The 923-nt window shown below is 47.2% G+C and carries 1 protein-coding gene; it reads right to left on the bottom strand.

Annotated elements, in window-relative coordinates:
* Window positions 1-242 precede the first annotated feature (242 nt).
* Window positions 243-608 carry a histone-like nucleoid-structuring protein, MvaT/MvaU family gene (locus tag AC1DRJ_RS29910; RefSeq protein WP_223513479.1) on the bottom strand — a complete coding sequence of 122 codons (366 nt, stop codon included), beginning with the start codon at window positions 606-608 and terminating at the stop codon, window positions 243-245.
* Window positions 609-923: the final 315 nt, after the last annotated feature.

Here is a 923-nt window from a genome sequence, read left to right as displayed (position 1 = left end):
GGGCAGGCCGAGGCTTATAAGGAAAGTCAGGAAGAAATTGAAGCAATCCGAAACAGCTTGAAACTTTAGTGTCGGGGATTACCTGACGACGGATTTTGGCGGTTTGGACATTTTTAGATACCCAAAGGCAATAAACACAAAGTTAATCCGCTAGTTACGAATTGCTCCTTCCGATCGTTGCATTTTGAGGGTATCCATAAAAAAGCCCTGCATTGGCAGGGCTTTTTTATAACCGCTAGCTGTTAGCTACGCAGCCAGGAATCAACAGTGGATGCACCGTATTGTTCCTTCCAGGCCTTCAGGCCACGGTGGTTGCCACCCTTGGTTTCAATCAATTCACCGGTGTGCGGGTTCTGATAGACCTTGACCACGCGGGCGCGGCGGGTTTTAGGCGTTTTCGCTTGTTGCAGACCGGATTTTGCCGGGTTCGGATCGAGAATGGCGATGATGTCACGAAGGCTCTTGCCGTAGGTTTTCATCAGCCCCTGGAGCTTTTCTTCGAATTCGATTTCTTTCTTGAGCCCGGCATCATTCTTCAGCGATTCCAACTGCTTGAGCTGTTCCTGAAGGGCCTTTTCAGCTGCACGAAATTCAGCGAGTCTGGACAATATCTTTACTCCAATAGTGTATTTGGCTGATACCAACCGCAAACAAAGCTATAAGCCAAGAGCCTTGAAGCGACTCGGTGATAGTGGCTCACCTGCCAATTTTGCACAGGCATGAAAAATTGTAGTAGTTAATTGGCCAAGAGTAAATCTTGATATTTTCTTCATGTAACAACTGTAGTCTTTTGATTCAATTTGGTGCGGATCGTCGATGTCCCGTCGCTTAAAGTCACTAGTTAATGGTGGGTTAATGCGTTAATGAATTCTGTGCCGGTCATCGGTCGACCGTACAGATAACCTTGCAGGAAGTTCACCCCG

The sequence above is a fragment of the Pseudomonas sp. P5_B2 genome (genome assembly GCF_056400445.1).
The sequence above is the reverse complement of the archived record's forward strand: the minus strand, read 5'-3'. Positions and strand labels throughout refer to the sequence as shown.